Origin of the sequence: Microbacterium schleiferi, from assembly GCF_015565955.1 — a bacterium.
Taxonomy (GTDB): Bacteria; Actinomycetota; Actinomycetes; order Actinomycetales; family Microbacteriaceae; genus Microbacterium; species Microbacterium schleiferi_A.
This window is the reverse complement of sequence record NZ_CP064760.1, coordinates 2,938,497-2,960,102: the sequence shown is the minus strand read 5'-3', so window position 1 is coordinate 2,960,102 and position 21,606 is coordinate 2,938,497. Positions and strand designations below refer to the sequence as shown.

The 21,606-nt window shown below is 68.5% G+C and carries 18 protein-coding genes and 1 pseudogene; 13 read left to right on the top strand and 6 right to left on the bottom strand.

The features are described 5' to 3' along the window. Positions 1-37: 37 nt before the first annotated feature. Entirely contained in the window at positions 38-544 is a 507-nt protein-coding gene (locus tag IT882_RS14375; protein ID WP_195692404.1) for a GNAT family N-acetyltransferase, read from the bottom strand. A 131-nt stretch (positions 545-675) separates the two neighbouring features. Here IT882_RS14375 and IT882_RS14370 point away from each other — a divergent pair, with 131 nt between their 5' ends. Continuing rightward, a complete protein-coding gene (locus tag IT882_RS14370) occupies positions 676-1,236 on the top strand; it encodes an acyl-CoA thioesterase (protein WP_195692403.1) in 561 nt (186 codons plus the stop codon). Between the two features lie 523 nt (positions 1,237-1,759). After that, complete coding sequence (locus tag IT882_RS14365; protein WP_229382163.1) at positions 1,760-5,296, top strand: bifunctional proline dehydrogenase/L-glutamate gamma-semialdehyde dehydrogenase; 3,537 nt, start codon at positions 1,760-1,762, stop codon at positions 5,294-5,296. Positions 5,297-5,403: 107 nt separating this feature from the next. Here IT882_RS14365 and IT882_RS14360 read toward each other — a convergent pair whose 3' ends face one another. After that, on the bottom strand, positions 5,404-6,144 hold the full coding sequence (locus IT882_RS14360) for a YidC/Oxa1 family membrane protein insertase (protein ID WP_195692402.1): 741 nt from the start codon (positions 6,142-6,144) through the stop codon (positions 5,404-5,406). A 126-nt stretch (positions 6,145-6,270) separates the two neighbouring features. Next, entirely contained in the window at positions 6,271-6,543 is a 273-nt protein-coding gene (locus tag IT882_RS14355; protein ID WP_195692401.1) for a DUF6412 domain-containing protein, read from the bottom strand. Between the two features lie 194 nt (positions 6,544-6,737). Between IT882_RS14355 and IT882_RS14350 the strand changes: the two genes are divergently transcribed. From IT882_RS14350 to rocD, 6 genes and pseudogenes are all read left to right on the top strand, one after another. Then, positions 6,738-7,985: an FAD-binding protein gene (locus tag IT882_RS14350; RefSeq protein ID WP_195692400.1), complete on the top strand. Its 1,248-nt coding sequence runs from the start codon at positions 6,738-6,740 to the stop codon at positions 7,983-7,985. Between the two features lie 214 nt (positions 7,986-8,199). After that, complete coding sequence (locus IT882_RS14345; RefSeq protein ID WP_195692399.1) at positions 8,200-8,634, top strand: hypothetical protein; 435 nt, start codon at positions 8,200-8,202, stop codon at positions 8,632-8,634. Further along, the gene (locus IT882_RS14340) at positions 8,634-8,870 is read left to right on the top strand and encodes a helix-turn-helix transcriptional regulator (RefSeq protein WP_195692398.1); all 237 of its coding nucleotides are present in this window, start codon (positions 8,634-8,636) and stop codon (positions 8,868-8,870) included. The genes IT882_RS14345 and IT882_RS14340 overlap by 1 nt, the downstream gene beginning before the upstream one ends. A 30-nt stretch (positions 8,871-8,900) precedes the next feature. Next, positions 8,901-9,932 (top strand): NAD(P)-dependent alcohol dehydrogenase, encoded by a 1,032-nt coding sequence (locus tag IT882_RS14335; protein WP_229382162.1) that lies wholly within the window; start codon positions 8,901-8,903, stop codon positions 9,930-9,932. 288 nt (positions 9,933-10,220) lie between these two features. Further along, complete coding sequence (ddaH, locus tag IT882_RS14330) at positions 10,221-11,108, top strand: dimethylargininase (protein ID WP_229382161.1); 888 nt, start codon at positions 10,221-10,223, stop codon at positions 11,106-11,108. Then, positions 11,105-12,330 (top strand): annotated as a pseudogene (rocD, locus tag IT882_RS14325) (ornithine--oxo-acid transaminase). Before ddaH ends, rocD begins: the two are co-directional and overlap by 4 nt. A gap of 142 nt (positions 12,331-12,472) precedes the next feature. Here the strand turns inward: rocD and IT882_RS14320 are convergent. After that, on the bottom strand, positions 12,473-14,035 hold the full coding sequence (locus IT882_RS14320) for a molybdopterin-dependent oxidoreductase (RefSeq protein WP_195692397.1): 1,563 nt from the start codon (positions 14,033-14,035) through the stop codon (positions 12,473-12,475). A gap of 100 nt (positions 14,036-14,135) precedes the next feature. On the opposite strand from IT882_RS14320, the gene IT882_RS14315 reads away from it, so the two are divergent. Genes IT882_RS14315 through IT882_RS14305 form a run of 3 tightly spaced genes read left to right on the top strand, consistent with a single transcriptional unit; the run spans position 14,136 to position 17,580 of the window. Then, complete coding sequence (locus IT882_RS14315; protein WP_195692396.1) at positions 14,136-15,812, top strand: circularly permuted type 2 ATP-grasp protein; 1,677 nt, start codon at positions 14,136-14,138, stop codon at positions 15,810-15,812. Further along, entirely contained in the window at positions 15,806-16,738 is a 933-nt protein-coding gene (locus IT882_RS14310; protein WP_195692395.1) for an alpha-E domain-containing protein, read from the top strand. The genes IT882_RS14315 and IT882_RS14310 overlap by 7 nt, the downstream gene beginning before the upstream one ends. Further along, the gene (locus tag IT882_RS14305) at positions 16,735-17,580 is read left to right on the top strand and encodes a transglutaminase family protein (RefSeq protein WP_195692394.1); all 846 of its coding nucleotides are present in this window, start codon (positions 16,735-16,737) and stop codon (positions 17,578-17,580) included. Before IT882_RS14310 ends, IT882_RS14305 begins: the two co-directional genes overlap by 4 nt. A 22-nt stretch (positions 17,581-17,602) precedes the next feature. Here IT882_RS14305 and IT882_RS14300 read toward each other — a convergent pair whose 3' ends face one another. Continuing rightward, entirely contained in the window at positions 17,603-19,096 is a 1,494-nt protein-coding gene (locus IT882_RS14300; RefSeq protein WP_229382160.1) for an MFS transporter, read from the bottom strand. A gap of 109 nt (positions 19,097-19,205) precedes the next feature. Here IT882_RS14300 and IT882_RS14295 point away from each other — a divergent pair, with 109 nt between their 5' ends. Then, a complete protein-coding gene (locus IT882_RS14295; RefSeq protein WP_195692392.1) occupies positions 19,206-19,847 on the top strand; it encodes a TetR/AcrR family transcriptional regulator in 642 nt (213 codons plus the stop codon). Between the two features lie 47 nt (positions 19,848-19,894). Here the strand turns inward: IT882_RS14295 and budA are convergent, their stop codons facing one another. After that, positions 19,895-20,611, bottom strand: coding sequence for an acetolactate decarboxylase (budA, locus tag IT882_RS14290; protein ID WP_195692391.1), 717 nt, complete (start codon positions 20,609-20,611; stop codon positions 19,895-19,897). A 140-nt stretch (positions 20,612-20,751) separates the two neighbouring features. Between budA and IT882_RS14285 the strand changes: the two genes are divergently transcribed. After that, positions 20,752-21,576 carry a class II aldolase/adducin family protein gene (locus IT882_RS14285; protein WP_195692390.1) on the top strand — a complete coding sequence of 275 codons (825 nt, stop codon included), beginning with the start codon at positions 20,752-20,754 and terminating at the stop codon, positions 21,574-21,576. Positions 21,577-21,606 lie beyond the last annotated feature (30 nt).

Sequence of the window (21,606 nt, the reverse complement as noted above, 5' to 3'; positions counted from 1 at the left end):
CGCGCCGACCTGTCACGGTCGGCGCAGCGGGGACTGGTCACCGGACGAAGCGAACCTCGGTCAGCGTCTCACCGAGGAACGCCTCATCATGGGTCTCCCCGTCGAGGGCGAAGCCGTTGCGCGCATAGAACCGGTGGGCGCGGGGGTTGTCTGCCGCGACCCACAGGTAGACGCCCTCGCCCTCGTCGATGGCGGCATCGAAGAGCTGCTGACCGACGCCGGTGCCGTGGTAGCGATGAAGAAGATAGATGAAGTAGAGCTCCCGCTCCCGCGGGGCGTCCTCGTCGCGTGCCGGCCCGGAGCCGACGAACCCGATGATCTCGCCGTCGACGAGCGCCGCACTCATGCGGTACTCCTCGCCCTGCTCTGCCCAGTGCGTCCACAGTTCCGCGAGTCTCTTCGGTGAGACGTTCTCCAGAGCTGCCTTGCTGATGAGGTGGTCGTAGGTTTCGTGCCAGCACGTCGCGTGGACGCGCCCAAGCTCCTGCGCGTCGACATCACGCACGGGTCTGACGATAACGTCCGTCTGCGTTTCGGCGTTCATGGCCAGACTCTACGCGGGCGATCACGGGGAGAGAAATCGGCGCAAAAGCGGGCCGGATGCGGCGGGGCGGCGCTGTGGGAATCCCACAACCGGGTGCCTTAGCGGCGCGTTGTCCCCTAGCATCGCCCCTCGTGAACGTGATGTGGCGAACCATGCTGGTGATCTGGCGAGCGCGATGGCGCAAGCGCCGCGAGGGCCTGGTCTCCCCGACCGGCGTTGCGCGGATTCGGCTGACGACGTTGCCGACCGACATCGACATCCTGCGGCACATGAACAATGGCCGGTACCTATCGCTGTTCGATCTCGGACGCTGGGATCTGCTGGTGCGCTCGGGTCTGCTCGACGCCATGCGGGAACAGGGCTGGTACGCGGTCGTCTCGAGTGAGACGATCTCGTTTCGCAAGTCGCTTCAGCTCTGGCAGCGCTTCGACATCGAGTCGCGCTTCATCGGTCACGATGACAAGGCGCTCTATCTGGAGCACCGGGCGGTCGTGAACGGCGAGATCTTCGCACGCGCGATCATCCGCTCGCGGATGCTCAAGCGCGCCGGCGGGACGGTCAGCCACGACGAGTTCTTCGCCGCCGTGGGACGCCCCGATGACACCCCGGACGTCTCGTCCTGGATCCACGACTGGGCGGCGGCATCCGCCCTGCCGCCCACCAAGGCCGCGGCTCCGAGCGTCTGGGCCTGACCCGTCTCGAGACCGCGTGCTGCCCCGTCGGTAACTCCGCAATCCCGGGGGTTATGGCCGGGACGACCGGGCGGTTCGGTCCGCTTCGGCGCTGATCGGAGGAGTTAGCGACAGCAGCCAACTCCCTGTGCCGTGGATCAGCGTGACCGCGCCGCGGGCCGGTGGCCGCTGCCGGATGTCGCTAACTCCTCAATCTCGCGCGTGAGGGGCGGTTTCGGGGCGCGGCGGGGCCCCAATCGGCGCGGATGTGAGGAGTTAGCTGCACGCCGGGCGCCGCCCCGGATGGCCGTCCGGCGCAACCTCGACGGCCCGCTCGCCGGACGTAGGCTGATCGCATGCACGAGACCCCGAAACGGCGCCATCCGCGCCGTCGGGCGACCTGGCGCAGCGCGCGATCGATCTCGCCGCACGCTGGGTCGCCGAAGCCGCCGAGTTCCCCGCGGATGCCTCGGCCCAGCGCCTGGCCGGCGTCCTGAAGGATCCGAACGGACTCCCGTTCACCATCGGCTTCGTCGACGGTGTCATGCGCCCGGAGAGCCTCACCGCCGCGGCATCCACCCTTTCTCGCATAGCGCCGCTCGCGCCGGACTTCCTTCCCTGGTACCTGCGCGGCGCGGTGAAGGTGGGCGGCGCGGTGGCGCCCGTGCTCCCGGCGCCGGTCGTGCCGATCGCGCGGCGGGCGCTGCGCGAGATGGTCTCGCACCTCGTTGTCGACGCCCGCCCTGACAAGCTCGGTCCCGCGATCGCGACGCTCCGGGAGAGCGGCGCCAGACTGAATCTCAACCTGCTGGGCGAGGCAGTCCTCGGTGAGCGCGAGGCGCTGCGCCGACTCGAGGGCATCCACGACCTCATCCGTCGCCCCGACGTCGACTATGTGTCGGTGAAGGTCTCGGCGATCGCGAGCCACATCTCGATGTGGGCCTTCGACGAACTCGTAGATGCCGTCGTCGAGCGCCTCATGCCGCTGTACCTCACCGCCGCGGCGGGGCTCCCCGAGAACGGCGGTCGCACCTTCATCAATCTCGACATGGAGGAGTACCGCGACCTCGACCTGACGATCGCGGTATTCACCCGCATCCTCGAAGATGAGCGGCTGCGCGATCTCGAGGCGGGGATCGTGCTACAGGCCTATCTGCCCGATGCCCTCCCGGCGCTGCAGGAGCTCACGGCCTGGGCGCGTCAGCGGGTCGCGGACGGCGGCGCTCGGATCAAGATCCGGCTGGTCAAGGGCGCGAACCTCGCGATGGAGCGGGTCGACGCGATCATGCACGACTGGTCGCTGGCGACCTACGATCGCAAGGTCGATGCGGACGCCAACTACCTGCGCTGCCTCGACGAAGCGCTGCAGCCCGAGAACACGGATGCCGTGCGGCTCGGCGTCGCAGGCCACAACCTCTTCGATATCGCGTACGCCTGGCTGCTTGCGGGCGAGCGGGCGGTGCGCGAAGACATCGAGATCGAGATGCTCTTGGGCATGGCCCAGGGGCAGGTCGCGGCGATCTCACGCGAGGTGGGACACGTCCTCCTGTATGTCCCGGTCGTACACCCGCAGGAGTTCGACGTCGCGATCAGCTATCTCGTCCGACGGCTCGAGGAGAACGCGTCGAGCGAGAATTTCCTGTCGGCGGCATTCGATCTCGCCGACGATCCTGCGCTGTTCGACCGGGAGCGCGACCGCTTCCTGGCCTCGCTCGACCGCGCCGCCGACCCGACGCTTCCGGTCGGACCAAACCGTCGGCAGAACCGGGCAGAGGAAGAAGCCGCCGAGGGGAATGCCGAGCAGCGCATCCTGCGTGATGCCCCGCCGCCTCAGGCCGGGGGGCTGACGCAGGCGGTGCTCGGGATCGCGAGTTCTGCGGCATCCGACGATGGCATCGCCCGGTTCGGGGGTGTCGAGTACGTCGAGACGGCGATCTACTCCGCGACGGAGTCCGACGGGGTCGCCGCGGGCGCGCCTGGTTTCCGCAATGCGCGCGACACGGATCCTGCGCTCCCGGCCAACCGCGAGTGGGCCAGCCACGCGCTCGAGCGCATGGCTGTCTCGACGGCGGGGGATGCCACGATCGAGGCGGCCCGGGTCACGGATGCCGAAAGTCTCGAACAGGTCGTCACCGGTGTCCGCGGCGCGGCGCAGCGGTGGGGCGCGATGCCGGCTGCCGACCGATCGGTGGTGCTGCAGGCGGCGGCGCGGGCGCTGGAGGCCCGGCGCAGCGAACTCATCGAGGTCGCTGGATCCGAGACTGGCAAGGTCTTCGCCGAGGCGGATGTTGAGGTCAGCGAGGCTGTCGACTTCGCGAACTACTACGCCGCGACGGCGCGCGAACTCGATCGGGTCAGCGGTGCGATCTTCGTGCCCGCGCGCCTCACGGTGGTCACTCCTCCCTGGAACTTCCCCATCGCGATCCCGGCGGGCGGCGTGCTGGCTGCGCTCGCGGCAGGCTCGGGTGTGATCGCCAAACCCGCGCCGCAGGCGAGGCGCTGCGCGGCGGTGGTCGCCGAGGCCCTGTGGGAGGCCGGCGTCCCGCGTGACGTGCTCGCGCTGGTCGACATCGACGAGGGGACGCTCGGGCAGCAGCTGCTCTCGCACCCGGATGTCGATCGTGTCATCCTGACCGGGTCTTTCGACACCGCGGCCCTGTTCCGGTCCTGGCGCCCGGACCTGCCGCTGCTTGCCGAGACGAGCGGCAAGAACGCGATGGTCATCACGCCATCGGCAGATCTTGACCTGGCAGCATCCGACCTCATCAAGAGCGCCTTCGGGCACGCGGGGCAGAAGTGCTCCGCGGCGTCGCTGGCGATTCTCGTCGGCCCGGTCGGGCGCTCGGAGCGCTTCGCGCGTCAACTCGTGGATGCTGCGACCTCGCTGCGCGTCGGACCGCCGACCGATCCGCGCTCGGAGATGGGCCCGGTGATCGAACCGCCTCGCGGCAAGCTGGAGTGGGCTCTGACGACGCTCGACGAGGGCGAGCAGTGGCTCGTCACACCCGAACCGCTGGATGTCGGGCCTGAGTATGCCGGCCGGTTCTTCCGTCCCGGCATCCGTGTCGGGGTGCAACCGGGTTCGCGCGTGCACCTCGAGGAATTCTTCGGACCCGTGCTCGGGATCATGCACGCGGCCTCCCTCGCGCACGCGATTGAGCTGCAGAACGCCGTTGAGTACGGGCTCACGGCGGGCCTGTACACCCAGAACCCCGACGACCTCGCGATGTGGCTCGACCGCGTCGAGGCCGGCAATCTCTACGTGAACCGCGGGATCACGGGAGCGATCGTGCAGCGGCAGCCGTTCGGCGGGTGGAAGCGCTCGTCGGTCGGTCCCGGCACGAAGGCGGGTGGTCCGAACTACCTCATCGGCCTCGGCAGGTGGCGGGGAACGGATGCCGGCGCCCCGTCGTCGACGCTGCACCTGCGCGGTCTCGATTCACGCATCACGACCGTGATCGAAGCCGCCCAGGCCTCGCTGGACTACCCCGCGTTCGAGTGGCTCCGTCGCGCTGCCCTCTCTGACGCGGTCGCCTGGAACGAGGAGTTCGGTCGCGTCACCGATGTCTCACGGCTCGGTGTCGAGCGGAACCTCTTCCGCTACCGGCCTGTCGAGGTCGCGATCCGGGCGACGGGGGATGCGACGTGGCAGGCGCTGCTGCGCGTCATCCTCGCCGGCATCCGCACCGGGTCGGCGACCACCGTCAGCTCACCGGTCGGGCTGCCCGCTGCTGTTCGGCGTGCGCTCAGCGATCAGGACGTGACCGTGTTCGTCGAGACCGAGGACGAGTGGCTCGACCGCGTTGCCCGACCCGAGCAGGATGTCGCGGATGCCGTTGCCGGCGAGCCCCGACCGACCCGCCCGCCGCGGGTGCGCCTGGTCGGTGGGGCGGACGCCGTTGCGGCGCTGCATTCCGCACTCGCCGAGGCTGTCGGTGGGGACCCGGATGTCGCGATCTACGACAACGAGGTGACCACGGCCGGCCGCATCGAGCTGTTGCCGTTCCTTCACGAGCAGTCGATCACGATCACCGCCCACCGCTTCGGCAACCCGGATGACTGGTCCGAGGGAGTGATCTAGCCGCGAGGTCACAACGGCGCAGATTCTGCCCGACGCGCCGAGCTCGGCATCCGTTGCGCGGCGCGTCGAGTTCGACGTGCGCCGTTGCGCCCACCACCTGACGGGGCTCACGCGAGGGGGTAGATCCGCCGCAGGATCCAGCGCTGCCCGAGCGTCCAGGTGACGGTGACGGCGAGGTATATGGCCGCGGCCAGCGGCACGAACGCCGCGAACACGACAGTGAGGTAGGGCAGGAAGCCCAGCACTCGCTGTACTCCGCCGGATGCGAGCGGTGAGGAATCCGGTTCCGGGGGAATCGCCGGGCGGAAGACGCGCCGTGTGACCTCGGCGACAACCGCCATCAGCACGATCAGGATGCCGAACACGACGGCCACCTCCACCGACAGCTCGCCCAACGAGCCGACGAGTCTCGCGCCCAGCGGTACGCCGAGGAGCTCTTCGGTCAGCAGGTCGTTCGGGTGTCCGGCGACCGTGGGGTGGAGGAAGACGGCGTAGATCAGGCCGACGATCGGAGCCTGGATCAGGGCGGGCAGGATGCCCGCGAGCGGCGACGTCTTTTCGTCGCGATACAACTGCATCATCTCGCGCTGCATCCGTTCCGGGTTCTTTCGGAACCGCCTCTGAATCTCGCGCAGACGAGGAGCCAGGCGCGTACGCACCTGCTCGGATCGGGCCTGGGATATCCCGGTAGGGATGAGTGCGGCGCGAACGAGGAGGGTGATGACAGCAATTGCGAGAGCGGCCGACGCCGCTCCCGCAAGAGGGGTGAGAAGGTCGGACACGCCCATCAGAACGCGGTAGGCGGTGTCGAGAAGGGCGGTCAGAGGAGGGAAGGCGAACAGGTCCACGGCGGACTCCCGATGGGTCGATGACGGATGCGGGTGCGTCTGGCCGCATGGTCATCGAACGTCAGGGCTCACCCCGTCACGGATGGATGCGTGAACTCGGGAGGAAGCGGGACGACCGGGCGCGGCCTATGCCGCACGGCCCGGGGCCCGCGGGCGGGCGTGGCCCGCGGCATCCGGATCGCTCTGCTCGACGAGGGCGGAGCGGTCGATTTCGCCGGCCGCGCGGGCCAGCTGCTGCTGCGCAGAGGCGGGGCGTGTCACCGAGTGGAGGGCGAGAATGGCGAGCGCCACAGTCACGACGACAGCCACGGCGAGCGTGGCGGTGGTGGCGTCGGTGAGGGCCAGCAGCCCCAGCGTCGAGAGGATGAGGGCGAACAGCGCTCCGGTTGCGTTACGCATCCATCGGCCTCCTCTCGCCAGTCACACGGTAACACCGGGGGCTCGACGTTCGGCGGGCACGGCGGGCGAAACGGCGCAGAGTTTGCGCGACGCGCCGGTGTCGGCATCCGTGCGTCGGCGTGTCGCCTGAACCGTGCGCCGTTGCGTCGAGCCGCGGGGCCTCCGCCGAGGCATCCGCGTGCTGGAATAGGGGCATGGTCGAGACGAACTGGGCGGGCAATCTCACATATCGAGCGGCGGAGCTCCGCAAACCAGAGAGTCTCGGCGAGCTGGCCGATGTCATCACCGCGAGCCCGCGCGTGCGGGCGCTCGGCAGCCGACACTCATTCAGCCCGATCGCTGACACCGAGGGCACGCTCGTCTCGCTGGCACAGATGCCGCGAGAGATCGAGATCGACACGGGTGCGGCGACCGCTCGCGTCTCGGCGGGACTGCGCTACGGCGATCTCGTGCCGGCTCTGGACGCCGCGGGTTTCGCCCTGGCCAATCTCGCGTCGCTGCCGCACATCTCCGTTGCCGGTGCTGTGCAGACCGGCACGCACGGATCTGGTGACCGGATCGGCTCGCTCGCCACGCAGGTCGTCGGTCTCGACCTCATGACTGCCGATGGCGAGGTCCGGATGCTGCGCCGCGGCGAGCCGGACTTCGACGGGGCCGTCGTGGCGCTCGGGGCGCTCGGAGTTGTCACGCATCTCACGCTCCAGATCGAGCCGACGTACGAGATCGCGCAGACGGTTTACGAGGGCGCCGAGTGGGACGAGGTCCTCCCGCGGTTCGATGGTGTCACCGGTGCGGGTGACAGCGTCAGTCTGTTCACGACGTGGCAGGATGCCGGGGCGATCGATCAGGTCTGGGTCAAGGCGCGTCCGGGTCGCGCGCACGCCGATGCCGTCCGAGCGGCGGGTGGCCGGGAGGCTGATGGGCCGCGGCATCCGGTTCCGGGTGTCGCACCGGAGCCGTGCACGGTGCAGGGCGGAATGCCTGGACCGTGGCACTCGCGGCTTCCGCACTTCCGGCTCGAGTTCACCCCGTCGGCGGGTGCGGAGTTGCAAAGCGAATACCTCATCGACCGGCGCGATATCGCCGCCGCTGTCGAGGCGCTCCGCGGCCTGGCATCGAAGATCGCCCCGCTCCTGTACGTGTGCGAAGTGCGCACGATGGCAGCCGATGATCTCTGGCTCAGTCCGGCGTTCGGGCGTGAGACGGTCGGGCTTCACTTCACGTGGCGACCCGACTCCGCAGGCGTCGAGGCGCTCCTGCCGAGGATCGAAGAAGCCCTGCCCGCGTCGGCGCGGCCCCATAGCGGCAAGGTGTTCACGATGGATGCCGACAGCATCCGCCGCCGCTACCCGCGGTGGGACGAGTTCGCGGCGCTGCGGGAACGGATGGACCCGCGGGGACGATTCACGAACGACTATCTCGCGCGCCTCGGCCTCGGCTGAACCGCGAGGGTGGCCAGCCCGGGGCGTGGCGCTCGGGTCAGACGCCGCGGCTTCTGTCAGATCCGTGGGACGAATCGCTCCGACCGGCGCGTCGGCATCCGGCTGCCCCCGACGAACAATCCACGACATGTAAAGAAAACTTGACATGGCTGGCGGCGCCGCCGTACGCTCGAGATGTCAAAGATTCTATACATTCGAGCGTCGAGGAGTCGACATGGGATACGTGGAACGAAATACCTGGTCTCAGCTGATCGCGAGCGCTGCGGGGACCGTCGTGTACCTCGCGCTGGTGCTGCCCCAGCTGTGGAGCACGCCCGTCGGCCAGATCGCGTGGCAGTGGCCGATGGTCTGGACGATCCTCGGGGCCATCGCGGCCTCGATCGTGATCAGCATCCTGTGGGGAATCGGCGCGGGCATGCGCGACCCCGATGAGGAGCACCGCGCCGACCAACGCGACCGAGAGATCGAGCACCTCGGCGACCGTGTCGGTCAGGCCTTCCTGGTCATCGGAGGACTCGCTGCGCTCACTCTTGCCATGGTGCAGGCCGAGTGGTTCTGGATCGGAAATGCGGTCTTCTTCGGGTTCTTCCTCTCGGCCTTCGTCGGCGGCATCGCCCGCATCGTTGTCTACCGCCGCGGGATGCCGTGATGGTCAAGCCGACGAGGATCACCAACACCATCCGCGCAACGCGTGAGACGGCCGGGATGACGCAGGCCGAGGTCGCACGCCGAATCGGCGTCACCCGCCAGACGCTCATCGCAATCGAGCAGGGCAAGTACTCACCATCTCTCGAGCTCGCCTTCCAGCTCTCGCGGCTCTTCGGAGTCGCGATCGACGACCTCTTCCAGTACCCGGCGGATGCCGACGCATCTGCGGGCGCCTGACCCGGCGACCACCGAAACGGACGTGAACCCATGACCGACAACGAGCCAGAGGTCGGAATGCGCGACCCCGACCTGCCGACCACGATGGCCGCGTGGCACCAGCACCGCTACGGCGGACCCGACGTCGTCGAACCCGCACGACTGCCGGTGCCCGTTCCCCGGCCGACGGACCTCCTCGTGCGGGTGCGCGCGTGCGGCATCCACGCCGGGGATGCGCGCCTGATGCGCGGCGACCCCTACCTCGTACGACTCGCGTTCGGCATCCGTCGCCCGCGGACTGCCGTTCGGGGGATGGATGTCGCAGGCACCGTCGTCGCCGTCGGTTCCGGGGTCACGGCCTTGAGCCCCGGAGATGAGGTCGTGGCCGAGATCGGTGTCGGCGGGGGCCTGGCCGAGTACGCGATCATCCCCGCCGCCCGCGCCGTGGCCCGGCCCGACCACGTGCCGGCTCAGCTCGCCGCCGCGCTGCCTGTTTCGGGCGGAACCGCAGTACAGGCCCTGGATGCCGCCAGCGTCGGATCCGGAAGCCGCGTCCTGGTCATCGGTGCGGCGGGCGGTTTCGGCACCTTCGCCGTCCAACTTGCCGCCCAGCGCGGAGCCGACGTGTGGGCGCTAGCCGGAGAACGTGCGCTCGACCTCGTGACTGGCCTCGGAGCTGCCCACACGTTCGACTACCGGCAGGTGCAGCCGGGCTCTCCCGAGCTTCCCGCGGCGTCCTTCGATGCCGTGATCGACATTGCCGGCACGGCGCCGCTCTCGACCCTTCGCGCTCTGCTGCGGGACGGTGGCACGGTGGTCCTCGTGTCAGGCAACGGCGGACCGGTGCTCGGCCCGATGGAACGGATGCTCAGAGCCGTCTTCGTGTCACGCCGGCGCCGCCGAATCCGCTCCCTCGCTGCCACCGCGAAGCCCGAGATCCTGACGCAGTTGCTGGAGCTCACCGGTCAGAGCGGCATCCACCCCGTGATCGAGCAGACCTACCCGTTCGCCGCGGCGCGGGATGCTCTCGCGCACGTGGACGCCGGACACGCCGTCGGCAAGGTGGTCGTGACGGTCGAATAGCGCTCTCGCGCCGTGGCTATCTCCTCAATTCCGCGTTGGACTTGCTAGGTCCAGCCCCCGAACTGCATCGAGTGGGTCAACAGTGAGGAGTTAGCCCCGGTTGATTCGCCGCCCCCGTCGACGGATCGGACGCGGTCCGGATGCAGGCGCGGTCGCCGTCGCCCGCGACCTCGGCCGATCGCAATGATCGTGCGAGAATAGAGCCCGGCGTGCCCGTGTCGCCGGCATCTTTCTGCTCCGCCGGGCCTCTGGACAGCGTCCGCCAGCCGCACTCTCCAGGAGAACGACGTGACGACTACGACGCCCGCCCCCGCCGCATCACCCGCCCGCACCGCTCACCGCCGCCGGTACCTCATGTGCCGCCCCGAGCACTTCACGGTCAGCTACACGATCAACCCGTGGATGGAGCCGGCCAAGCCCACCGACACCGCCAAGGCTGTCGCGCAGTGGCAGGCGCTCTATGACACCTATGTCGAACTCGGCCACGAGGTTGAGCTCATCGACCCCGCCGAAGGGCTGCCCGATATGGTCTACACGGCCAACGGCGGCTTCGTGATCGACGGGGTCGCGTATGCGCCGAAGTTCCGCTTCGCTGAGCGTGCTGGCGAAGAGCGCCACTTCATCGACTGGTTCCGGGCCGCAGGGTTCGACACGATCGTCCCCGAAGAGGTCAACGAGGGCGAGGGTGACTTTTTGCTGGCCGGCGATGTCATCCTGGCCGGCACCGGGTTCCGCTCGACCGGCGACAGCCACCGTGAGGTCGGCGAGGTCTTCGGCAGGGAGGTCGTGTCGCTGACGCTCACCGACCCGCGCTTCTACCACCTCGACACCGCGATCTCGGTGCTCGATCCGGTCGTCGGGGCGGCCAAGGGCGGGCCGGATGCCGCGAACATCGCCTACCTTCCGGGCGCCTTCAATGAGGCCAGCCAGCAGATTCTCGCGGAGCGTTTCCCCGACGCCATCCGCGTCTCGGATGCCGATGGTGCCGTCTTCGGTCTGAACTCCGCGAGCGACGGCTACAACGTCTTCATCTCGCCGCGCGCCACCGGATTCGAAGCTCAGTTGCGCGAACGGGGCTACAACCCGGTGCTCATCGACCTGTCCGAGCTGCTGCTCGGCGGCGGCGGCATCAAGTGCTGCACGCTGGAGCTGCGCGCAAAGCAGGCTTCGTCATGAGCGCCGAAGGGACCTCGGTCGACGCCACGACGCTCGAGATCATCCGGGCAGAAGAGGAGCACCTCGCCCACAACTATCACCCCCTGCCGGTCGTGATCTCTCGCGGCGAGGGCGTGTGGGTGACGGATGTCGAGGGCAAGCGCTACCTCGACCTGCTGTCGGCGTATTCCGCGCTGAACTTCGGGCACGGGCATCCGGCCCTCCTGGCGGTGGCTCGGCAACAGCTGGAGCGGCTGACGCTCACGAGCCGCGCGTACCACAACGACAAGCTCGGGACCTTTGCCGCGGCGCTCGCCGACCTTGCCGGTAAGGACATGGTGCTGCCCATGAACACCGGCGCTGAGGCCGTCGAGACCGGTATCAAGGTGGCTCGGGCGTGGGGCTACCGCGTCAAGGGAATCGGGGCGGATGCCGCACGCGTGATCGTCGCGGGCGGGAACTTCCACGGCCGTACGATCACGATCGTCGGGTTCTCCGACGACCCCGCCGCGCGGGACGCCTTCGGGCCCTACAGCGGCGGGTTCGCGCAGGTTCCGTTCGGTGACGCCGCCGCCATCGAGGCAGCGATCGATGAGAACACGGCTGCCGTCCTTCTCGAGCCGATCCAGGGTGAGGCCGGCGTCATCGTGCCGCCCGAGGGATACCTGCGGGCGGTTCGTGAGATCTGCGATCGGCACAACGTGCTGCTCATCGCCGACGAGATCCAGTCCGGGCTCGGACGTGTGGGGGAGACCTTTGCGTGCGATCGCGAGGGAGTCGTCCCCGACATCTATCTGCTCGGTAAAGCGCTCGGTGGCGGCATCCTGCCCCTGTCGGCGGTCGTCGCGAACGCCGACGTGCTCGGCGTCATCCGTCCCGGCGAGCACGGCTCGACGTTCGGGGCAATCCGCTCGCCGCAGCAATCGGCGAACGGGTTGTCGAGATGCTCTCGACGGGGGAGTTCCAGGAACGCGCCCGCGCACTCGGGGAGCACCTGGAGATGCGCCTCGCCGACCTGGTCGGGCACGGGGTCACCGCCGTGCGGGTCGCGGGACTGTGGGCCGGCATCGACATCGCTCCCGAGGTCGGTACCGGGCGCGAGGTGGCCGAGCGTCTCCTGGCCCGCGGCGTTCTCGTCAAGGACACGCACGGCCAGACCATCCGGATCGCGCCGCCCCTGGTCATCCGTGCCACCGAGATCGACTGGGCGATCGAGCAGCTGAAACTCGTCCTCGCCGCCTGATCGCCCCGGGCACCGACCCTCTCCTGAGGCGCGAACCCACAGCATCGTGCCCACACCCACAGGTTCTGGTGCTCGGAAGGTGTGGGCTCGGTGCGAAGGGTGTGGGTTCGGCGGAAAGTGAGTGGCCGGATGCCGCGCGGGGTCAGGAGACGTTGGCGATGATCGTGTGCCAGCCGGTGGCGCCGTTGGGGGCCGGGGGAGCCTGATCGGAGGTCTGCGTCTCGCCGTCAACGTTGGTGGCGCGGCAGCGGATGGTGTGCTGGCCGGGATCGGTGGCATCCCACGGGATGCTCCACTGCACCCAGGTGTCGTCCGAGATCGCTGTCGCAAGCTCCGCCTGCTGCCAGGGTCCGTCGTCGATCTTCACCTCGACGCCCGCGACCCCGACGTGCTGCTGCCAGGCCACCCCGGCGATGACGGTCTCCCCGACGGGCAGGGTGACGCCTGAGCGGGGGACGTCGATGCGCGACTGCAGCTTGATCGGACCGAGCGCCGACCAGCCTCGCGGTGTCCAATAGCCCTCGGCCTGATCGAACCGGGTGACCTCCAGATCAACGACCCACTTCGTCGCCGACACGTAGCCGTACAGGCCCGGAACGACCATCCGCACGGGAAAGCCGTGCTCCGGCGGGAGCGGCTCACCGTTCATGCCGATCGCCAGGATAGCGTCGCGATCATCGGTGAGGGCCTCAAGCGGCGTCCCAGCCGTGAAGCCGTCGACCGAGGTCGACAGCACCATGTCGGCATCCGCCGTCGGACGCGCCCGCGCGAGCAGCTCCCGGAGGGGGCAGCCGAGCCACACGGCGTTGCCGATCAGGTCGCCGCCGACGTTGTTCGACACGCAGGTGAGTGTTGTCGTGCTCTCCTCCAGCGGCAAGGCCAGGAGCTCGTCCCAGGTGAGTTCGACCTCTTCCTCGACCATCCCGTGGATCCGGAGTCGCCAGCTCGCCGGGTCGACCTGCGGCACCACGAGCGCGGTATCGATGCGGTAGAACTCAGCGTTCGGCGTGATGAGGGGCGAGATCCCGGGGATGTCGAGCTCGGCGCCCGCGGGAATCGGCGGCACGGTCGTGGCCGGCGCCGGAAGCTTCAGGGCCTCGCGCACCGTCGTCACCGCCCGTGCGCCGCCCCGAGCGATGTTCCCGGCAACAGCGGCGATGACACCGACGGCGGTTGCGCCGCCCATCCACGCGAGTGCCTGGCGGCGGCTCGGGCGGGTATCGGCATCCGCATCGACCTCCCCGGCCTCGGACGCGACGCGACGGCGCAGCATCCGAACGAGGTAGTGGAGCGTCACGACGGAGACGGCGCCCGCGATCACCGAGGGGAGCCAGGCGATCCCGCTGGCGTCGCTGCGCGTGAGGGCGACAACAGCGCCCACGACACCGAAAGCGCCGAGGATGACAAGGCCCCACGGCGGCTTCCGCAGCTGCAGGATGCCGGCAAGACCCGCCAACAGAATCAGGACGATGCCGATGCCGGTGAGCAACGCGATCTTGTCGTTGGTGCCGAATAGGGCGATCGCCAAATCCTTGCCCCAGGGCGGTGCGGCGTCGATGATCGCCCCGCCGATGACGGCGAAAGGGCTGGATGCGGGAGCGAACAGCGCCGCTGCCAGTTCTCCCAATCCCGCACCGAGGATCGCCGCGGCGGCTCCTGCAAGAGCGGCGACGGCGGTGTCTTGCTTGCGTCGGGTGTCACCCACGTCCCCGAGGCTAATGGCGTTCTGAGGGGTGGGGGCCCGTCTGTAAGGAATCCGAAAGATGGAAACATCCGTGCAACACGGCCGCGACTAGGCTCGTGACATGGGTGACCTGTTCGACGGATACGGCTCCACCGCATCGACGCGGAAGACCTCGTCGGGCGTCCCGCCGTTCGATGAAATGTTCGCGTCCGCTCCAGCGATGGACGGCTCTGCCGAGTCGCGCCGCGCGTACCGGGAGCTGTATCAGGCGCTCGCGCAGATGACGCAGGAAGAGCTGCGCGGACGCACCGAGTCGCTCGCGAGCTCGTACCTCGCTCAGGGCGTCACTTTCGACTTCGCGGGCGAAGAACGCCCGTTCCCCCTGGATGCCGTGCCTCGCGTCATCACCTACGACGAGTGGTCTCGCGTAGAGGCGGGAGTCTCGCAGCGCGTGCGCGCGCTGGAAGCGTTCCTCGATGATGCCTACGGTCGTCAGCACTGCGTCCGCGATGGTGTGCTTCCCGCGGCGCTGATCGCATCATCGCAGTACTACTACCGGCAAGCGGCCGGCATCCACAGTGCGAACGGGGTCCGCATCCAGGTCTCGGGGATCGATCTGATCCGCGACGAGCACGGCGAGATGCGCGTGCTCGAAGACAATGTGCGCGTGCCGTCCGGGGTCAGCTACGTCATCTCGAACCGGCGGGTGATGGCCCAGACGCTGCCCGAGCTGTTCGTCTCGATGCGCGTGCGCCCCGTTGGCGACTACCCCAACAAGCTGCTGGCGGCGCTGCGAGCGTCGGCGCCCCCCGGCATCGAGGACCCGAACGTCGTCGTCCTCACGCCCGGTGTCTACAACTCGGCGTACTTCGAGCACACGCTGCTGGCCCGGCTCATGGGCGTCGAACTCGTCGAGGGCCGCGACCTCGTTTGTGCCGGCGGCAAGGTCTTCATGCGCACCACCCGCGGTCCGCAACGCGTCGATGTCATCTACCGTCGCGTCGACGACGATTTTCTCGATCCGCTGCAGTTCCGCGCGGACTCCATGCTCGGCGCGCCGGGACTGCTGCTGGCGGCGCGCCTCGGCAACGTCACGATCGCCAACGCTGTCGGCAACGGGGTCGCTGATGACAAGCTGCTGTACACCTACGTTCCCGACCTCATCCGGTACTACCTTGCGGAAGAACCGATCCTCAAGAACGTCGACACGTGGCGGCTGGAGGATCCGAACGCGCTCGAAGAGGTGCTCGATCGCCTCGACGAGCTCGTGATCAAACCCGTCGACGGCTCGGGAGGCAAGGGCCTCGTCGTCGGCCCGGATGCGTCCCCCGCCGAACTCGACAAGCTCCGCAAACGGCTGCTGGCCGACCCGCGCGGATGGATCGCGCAGCCGGTCGTCATGCTCTCGACGATCCCGACTCTCGTGGAAGACGGCGTCCGCCCCCGGCACGCCGATCTGCGTCCCTTCGCCGTGAACAACGGCGACGAAGTCTGGGTTCTCCCGGGCGGGTTGACGCGCGTCGCGCTCCCCGAGGGGCAACTCGTGGTCAACTCGAGCCAGGGCGGCGGGTCGAAAGACACGTGGATCGTCGGCGGCGACGCACCGCCGCACGTCGAGTACGGGCAGGGGCAGGGGCTTGCCGGCCTGGTCGCGGATCAGGCGTCGGTGACCGAGGCGATCCCGATCATCTATCCCGAGCAGACCCAGCCGACGCACTCGCCCCAGGACCGGGCTGCGACGCACTCCGGGCAGCAGGAGCAGCAACAGCAGCAGGCCGAGGACGGTGCATCATGCTGAGCCGCATTGCCGAGAGCCTCTTCTGGATCGGACGCTACATCGAGCGCTCCGACGGAACAGCGCGCATCCTCGACGTGCACTTGCAGCTGCTGCTCGAAGACCCGTGGATCGACGAAGACACCGCGTGCCGCTCACTCCTGAACGTCATGGGTTCACTTCCGCCGGATGGGCCCGAGCTCGTCGGCCGCGAGGACGTTCTGCAGCGGCTCGCTGTGGACCGGATGAACCCGTCGAGCATCGCGTATTCGGTCACGTCGGCCCGCGAGAACGCCAGGCGGGCTCGGGAGATCGTCTCCACCGAACTCTGGGAGTGCCTGAACGCGACCAACTCTCGGATGCCGCGGCGCCTCCAGTCCGATAAGGTGCACGAGTTCTTCCAGTGGGCCCGCGAGCGCGCTGCGCTCGCCGTCGGGATCGTCGACTCCTCGACCAGCCGCGACGAGGCGTGGCAGTTCTTCACGCTCGGTCGCAGCATCGAACGCGCTGACATGACGGCGCGGCTGCTCGCGACGAGGTCACTGACGGAGGTATCGGGCCCGTCGTGGACCACGATTCTGCGTTCGTGCGGCGCCTATGAGGCCTATCTCCGGACCTACCGGGGCATTCCCAGCGCGCGGAACGCCGCGGAGTTCCTGCTCCTGGACCGCCTGTTTCCGCGGTCCATCATCTACTCCATCCAACAAGCGGAGGGCTGCATGTCGGCGATCGACCCGCGCGCTGACCGCGTCGGGCACTCCAACAATGTGCTGCGAGCCCTGGGCCGCATCCGCAACGATCTCGAGTACAAGCCCGTCGCCGACATCCTCAGCGACCTTCCCGACGAGATGGAACGCGTGCAGGTCGTCACCCGTGAGGCGTCGGAAGCGATCCGTCAGCGCTTCTTCCCGACGCAGGCCGAGCCCAGCTGGATCGGAGAGATCTCATGAAGCGCCTGCGCATCGAGCACCAGACCGCGTTCGCCTACCAGGGGGATGTCTCGGCGTCGTACAACGAGGCGCGGATGCTGCCCGGTTCCACCGACAGTCAGTTCGTGTTGAGTGCGTCCCTGGACATCGAACCGTCGACGTCGGTCAATCAGTACGTCGACTATTTCGGCACGCGCGTGACCTCGTTCGACATCCTGTCGCCGCACGCGGCACTGACCCTCACGGCACGCTCGCTGGTCGAGGTGCGCCCGCGCCCGCTCGAGCACACCGAGATCACGTGGGAGCAGCTGCAGCGGGAGGCGGCTCGGTCGGTGGAGATCGTCGAGCAACTGGGGCAGACGGCGCGCACGAAGCCGCACCCTGAGGTGGCTGAGATCGCCCGGTCGATCGCCGCGCAGCACGACCAGCCGGGGCAGGCCGCCCACGCGATCGCGATGGCGATCGGGGATGCGGTCGAGTACGTGCACGGGGTGACAGGGGTGCACTCCACCGGGGCCGAGGCGTGGGAAGCGCGCAAGGGCGTCTGCCAGGACATCGCGCACATCGCCCTCGGAGCTCTGCGCGAGGTCGGCATCCCGGCCCGCTACGTGTCCGGATACCTGCATCCGATAGCCAACGCAGAAGTCGGCGTCCCCGTCGAGGGCGAGTCGCACGCGTGGGTCGAGTGGTTCTCGGGATCGTGGGAGGGCTTCGACCCGACCAACAACACCGAGATCGGCGACCGTCACGTCCTGGTCGGGCGAGGCCGTGATTACAACGACGTGCCTCCCGTACGCGGCGTCTACGCCGGTCCGTTCAAGAGCGACATGTCGGTGAAGGTGACGATCACCCGCGAGGCGTGAGCCCGCGGCCCTCGCGGCCGGATCAGTGCGCGAGGGCGGGGGCGTCTGCCGTCTCGCTGTGGAAGGCGCTCGCGACCGAGAACCGCTTGCGCCGGAACAGGACCGCCGCGATGATCGCGCCCGCCGTGAAGAACGCGGCACTCCACCAGTACGCGACCGTGTAGCTGTGCACCGCCGCGTCGGCGAGCACGGCTTTGGATGCCGGCTGGTTGGCGGCGACGTAGTCGGTCAGTGCCGTTGCGGCCAGGGTGTTCAGGAGTGCCGTGCCGATCGAGCCGCCGACCTGCTGGCTCGTGTTGACCATGGCGGAGGAAACGCCGGCGTATCGGCGGTCCACCCCGAGCGTTGCTGTCTGGATCGCGGCGGGCATGATCGTGCCCATGCCGAAGCCGAGGACGAGGAGGGCGGGAAGGGCATCGAAGTAGCTGCTGTCGACATCGAGACGTGTGAACAAGACCATTGCCGCGGCAGCCAGCAGCATCCCGGTAGGGACGAGGATCTTCGGGCCCAGGCGTGGCAGTAGCAGGTTCGTGCTCAGCTGCGCGGCGATGACGAGCATGACGATCATCGGGAGGAAGGCGACGCCGGTCTGCATCGGCGTGTAGGCCAGCGACAGCTGGAAGTAGTAGGTCACGAATAGGAACACGCCGAACATGCCGGCACCCGTGATCATGACCGACAGGAAAGACGCGCCGCGGTTGCGGTCGACGACAACGGGAAGCGGCAGCAGCGGATGCTTGGTCGCGCGCTGCCAGAACACGAACCCGACCAGCAGCACGCCGGACGCGAGGAGCGACCCCCACGTCATCGGTGCATCCCACCCATCGGACTCGGCGCGGGAGAACCCGAAGACCAGGGCGAACAGACCCGCGGAAGCCAGCAGGGTGCCCGGAATATCGAGCTGCGGGCGGGGGCCCTGGCGGGGCGCTGTCGAAACGAACACCAGGGCCAGCACGAAAGCGATCGCCGCGAAGACGACGTTGATCGTGAGGTTCCACCGCCAGTCGAACTGCTCGGTGAGGAAGCCGCCGAGCAGCAGCCCCACGGCGCCTCCCGCGCCGGCGATAGCGCCGAAGACACCGAACGCGCGAGATCGCTCACGCGGGATCGTGAAGGTCGTCGTCAGCACGGCCAGGGCGGTGGGTGCCAGCAGCGCCGCGAAGGCGCCCTGCAGAGCGCGAGCGGCAACGAGCATCTCGAACGAGACGGAGAGTCCACCCAGGAGCGACGCTGCCGCGAAACCGACCAGTCCGATCAGGAAGGCGAGCTTGCGGCCGATCAGGTCGGACAGGCGTCCGCCGAGCAGGAGGAGGCTGCCGAACGCGAGGGAGTACGCGGTCACGACCCATTGGCGGTCACCGTCGGAGAAGCCGAGGTCGGCTTGCGCGGCGGGAAGCGCAATATTCACCACTGTCGCATCGAGCACGACCATGAGCTGGGCGATGGCTACGGTGCCCAGCGTCCACCAGCGGCGAGTCGCGGGTGTCGTCGGGGAAGCGAGATCAGGAGTCGTCACGGCGTCAGCGTATACGAAACTGACTAGTATCGGAAATGAACGGTTCCTGAAGTAGACTGAGCCGGCCCGGGATCCACGGAACGCGACGGACCCGAGCGCAAGGAGTGTGATGGATTCGCAGGCGACGACGACGTCGGTCGAGGCCGCGCCGCGCCTGGGGCGGCCCCGCGACGCGTCGCGCGACGCTGACATCCTCGAGGCGACGATCGCTGTTCTGGCCGAGCACGGCTTCGACGGTATGACGATCGACATGGTCGCGGCGAGAGCAGGGGCTGGCAAGGCCACGGTCTATCGGCGGTGGCCGTCCAAGGCTGACCTCGTCATCGATGCGGTTGCCTGCATGAAGCGGCGTGATCTCGACCCCGACGACCTTCCGGATACCGGCAGCCTGCGTGGCGATCTCGTGGCACTGATCCGCGCTCCCTCGATCGAGGATGCCGAACTCAAGACTCACGTCATGGGAGGCATCCTGTCGCTGGTCTCCCGAGATCCCGAGCTCGCACACGCCGCCTTTGCCGCGATCCTGGAGCCGCGCATCGCCGTCAATCGGGCGCTGCTGGAACGGGCGCGCGACCGCGGCGAGACTCGCCCCGACATCGATGTGGAGGCGCTGGCCTCCCTGACGCCGGCGATGGTCTCGTTTCGCACGCTCGCGCAGCGGCTCCCGGTCACGCGGGAGTTTCTCATCCACGTGCTGGACGAAGTGTTGCTGCCCGCCGCCGGGATCACACCGACCGATCCGGCCTCATGACCTTCTGCACTCGGGTGCGGGCGACCGACGCCTGGCGCTGATCCTCGTCAAGACTCGGCTTTGTCGACCTGCTCGCGGAGGTCGTCGGGGTCGAGGTTTGCCCGGGCGAACTCGGGGGTGCGGGGGAGTTCCAGGTGCAGATCCGTCCCCACGCACACCTCCACGCGGCCGCGCAGCATGACGTGATCGAGGACGTGCCCGCCGCTGCGGCGGTCATCGAGCAGCACATGCGCGTGATAGCCGGGCACGGACAGACCTTCTTCGAATGCCGGCGTTCGAAACCCCACGACAGTGCCGGAGACATCGGTGAACTCCGTCACCTTCTGCTCGGCCGTTGCCTCCACGAGAGGGCGGTACGGTTGCCGCTGCACGTGAACGGCCCGCACCGTCATCCGCTCGTAGACGCCGTCAACGCGCACCGCATACATGTAGTTCGCCGAACCGAGCTTCTCGTCGATGAGTGCGGTGACTTCTGCCCGGGTGTGCCGACCCGTGATCTCGAAGCTCAGGTGCGGCTCGAAATGCGTCACGACGGCATAGGGCACACCCTCGCCATCGCCTGCTACCGTCGCCGTGCCGTCGTCGCGGATGCGGTAGCAGGTGTCATCGAGAAGGATGAGCTCGCCGTCGAGGCCCTCGAAGGTGCCGATCCCGAAGTTGCCGCGACCGCGAAGGCTGCCGACCGTTGTCTCGCCGTCGTAGACGCCGTCGAGCAGCGCCGCGATGACGCTCGTCTGGTGGATGGTGTGGCGCGCGGTGGTCACGCCTCGAGGCTATCGGCGCGGGGCGCTGCGGGCACGCGGTGTGGCGCGCTCGGGTCTTAGGTCCCTGGTTCCCAGTTGCAGGAGGCGGCAGGATTGAAACGATTCAGCGCGCAGGGAGCGCGCTGTCGTGTGGAGAGATCATGAGTGAGCACAGCATCCGACCGGGCCTGGGAGACATCCTCGAGAGCATGGGAGAGGCAGGCGCGAGAATCAACGCGATCGATGCTTCCGAAGCGGGCGCCGGCAACATCTCGGTCTTCCTGGGGTGGGACACCGAGGTGCGGCGGCGTTTCCCGCTGCGTCAGGAGATCGAGCTCCCGGTACCCGCTCCCGCGCTCTCGGGCGGGACGCTGCTCGTGACCGGATCGGGCCGGCGTCTGCGTCAGATCCAGGCCGACCCCGAAGCCAGCGTCGGTGCGCTCAAGATCGCCGAGGATGGCATCCACGCCACACTGTGGAGCTCGCCGCGGCGCCTCTTTGAGAGGCTCACGAGCGAGCTCAATTCCCACCTCGGCGTCCATCAAGACCATGTCGCCCGGCGCGGCGTCGACTTCCACGCGGTCGTGCATGCCCAGCCGCCGCATCTGACGTATCTCTCGCACATCCCCGCCTATCGCGACGACGAGACGATGAACCGCCGGCTGCTGCGGTGGGAACCGGAATCGATCGTCGCGCTCTCTCAGGGCATCCGTGTGCTCCCCTTCCTCGTGCCCGGTTCTGCCGAGATGATGGCTGCCAACGTCGCGGCGCTGCGCCTCAGTGACATCTCGCTGTGGAGCAAGCACGGCGTCATGGCTCGATCGGATCTGTCGGTCACCCGCGCTGTCGACCGTGTCGAGTATGCCGAGACCGGTGCGCGCTATGAGTACATGAACCTCGCCGCGGGCGGGGTGGGTGAGGGACTGCTGCGGGAGGAGATTCAGGCAGTGGCCGAGGCCTTCACCGTCGACTCGCCGTGGGTGTGACCCGGGCTCCCGTGCCCCGCTAGAGTCGCG

What these genes read in the sequence shown, in the direction of transcription:
- IT882_RS14375 (WP_195692404.1), bottom strand. Translation starts at nt 544, where the DNA reads ATGAACGCCGAAACGCAGACGGACGTTATCGTCAGACCCGTGCGTGAT.
- IT882_RS14345 (WP_195692399.1), top strand. Translation starts at nt 8,200, where the DNA reads ATGGGATACGTGGAACGAAATACCTGGTCTCAGCTGATCGCGAGCGCT.
- IT882_RS14295 (WP_195692392.1), top strand. Translation starts at nt 19,206, where the DNA reads ATGGATTCGCAGGCGACGACGACGTCGGTCGAGGCCGCGCCGCGCCTG.
- IT882_RS14305 (WP_195692394.1), top strand. Translation starts at nt 16,735, where the DNA reads ATGAAGCGCCTGCGCATCGAGCACCAGACCGCGTTCGCCTACCAGGGG.
- IT882_RS14315 (WP_195692396.1), top strand. Translation starts at nt 14,136, where the DNA reads ATGGGTGACCTGTTCGACGGATACGGCTCCACCGCATCGACGCGGAAG.
- IT882_RS14350 (WP_195692400.1), top strand. Translation starts at nt 6,738, where the DNA reads ATGGTCGAGACGAACTGGGCGGGCAATCTCACATATCGAGCGGCGGAG.
- IT882_RS14310 (WP_195692395.1), top strand. Translation starts at nt 15,806, where the DNA reads ATGCTGAGCCGCATTGCCGAGAGCCTCTTCTGGATCGGACGCTACATC.
- IT882_RS14335 (WP_229382162.1), top strand. Translation starts at nt 8,901, where the DNA reads ATGACCGACAACGAGCCAGAGGTCGGAATGCGCGACCCCGACCTGCCG.
- IT882_RS14340 (WP_195692398.1), top strand. Translation starts at nt 8,634, where the DNA reads ATGGTCAAGCCGACGAGGATCACCAACACCATCCGCGCAACGCGTGAG.
- IT882_RS14365 (WP_229382163.1), top strand. Translation starts at nt 1,760, where the DNA reads ATGCGCCCGGAGAGCCTCACCGCCGCGGCATCCACCCTTTCTCGCATA.
- IT882_RS14355 (WP_195692401.1), bottom strand. Translation starts at nt 6,543, where the DNA reads ATGCGTAACGCAACCGGAGCGCTGTTCGCCCTCATCCTCTCGACGCTG.
- IT882_RS14285 (WP_195692390.1), top strand. Translation starts at nt 20,752, where the DNA reads ATGAGTGAGCACAGCATCCGACCGGGCCTGGGAGACATCCTCGAGAGC.